The 980-nt window shown below is 70.2% G+C and carries 2 protein-coding genes; one reads left to right on the forward strand and one right to left on the reverse strand.

Annotation, left to right across the window (positions count from 1 at the left end):
- Positions 1-362: 362 nt before the first annotated feature.
- On the forward strand, positions 363-536 hold the full coding sequence (locus tag QSK36_RS43010) for a hypothetical protein (RefSeq protein ID WP_183532550.1): 174 nt from the start codon (positions 363-365) through the stop codon (positions 534-536).
- Here the strand turns inward: QSK36_RS43010 and QSK36_RS43015 are convergent.
- Positions 499-980, reverse strand: a 482-nt coding sequence (locus QSK36_RS43015; RefSeq protein WP_285786435.1) for a family 1 glycosylhydrolase, incomplete at its 5' end; no start/stop codon positions are given. The genes QSK36_RS43010 and QSK36_RS43015 overlap by 38 nt on opposite strands.

The following is a 980-nucleotide window of genomic DNA, read 5'->3' on the forward strand; positions in this document are numbered from 1 at the left end:
GAACGTCGAGGTTCTCTCCAGCGACGGCATGTCGATCGAGATGAGGGACACCGACGAGGACGTCTTCCGCGCGGCGGAGGAGCTCGGCATCGACCTGTCCCGGCGTCCCCACGAGGGCGCGATGACCATCGACGAAGTCTGAGACAGGGCGGACCGGCCACGGGCGGTCACTCGCACGCGAGGCCGCTCTACCGGTGCGGGCCGTTCTCAGAGGGGCGGCCAGTTGTGCAGAGCGGCGTCGGCGATCTCCTGGAGTTCGTCGCGGCCGACGCCGCTCGCGGTTTGCCGGTCACGCCTCGCTGTGGTCGTGGGGAGATTTCCACCGGATCTGCCTGACCTGCACTGACGCAGGCGACGAGGCGTTGATCGAACGGGCCGAGGCCGGCGAGGCCCGTCAATTGCCGCTGGAGGTGATCTTGCCGGTGCTCGCCGACCTGGCGATCCCGGACGAGCAGATCGGCGGGCTGCTGCGCAACACGATCGGGATAAGCGGCCAGCTCAATGAGCTTCTCGGCCGCCGCCCGGGGGCGTGGTGACCGGGCCCGCGGTGACGGGTGCGGTGACGACCGGGTCGGCGATGAAGTCCCGCATCCAGTGGAAGCTGGCCTTCGGCGTGCGCATCTGGGTGTCGTAGTCGACGTGCACGATGCCGAACCTGGCGGAGTAGCCGCGGGCCCACTCGAAGTTGTCCATCAGCGACCAGCAGAAGTAGCCCCGCACGTCCGCGCCCGCCGTCATCGCGTCGCGGGTCGCGGCCAGGTGGTCGCGCAGGTAGTCGACGCGCCCGCTGTCTTCGAGCACGCCGTCGTCGCCGTACCCGTTCTCGGTGATGTAGACCGGCGGCAGGCCGGGGTAGCGGGAGGTCAGCCCGACGAGGGTCTCGTACAGCCCTTCGGGCTCCACCACCCAGCCCAGCCCGCTGGTGCGCGCGTCCTCCGGCGTGACGGTGCGCACGCCCAGGTCGAACGCCGAGCGCAGGG

Source organism: Microbispora sp. NBRC 16548, assembly GCF_030268985.1.
Lineage (GTDB): Bacteria > Actinomycetota > Actinomycetes > Streptosporangiales > Streptosporangiaceae > Microbispora > Microbispora catharanthi.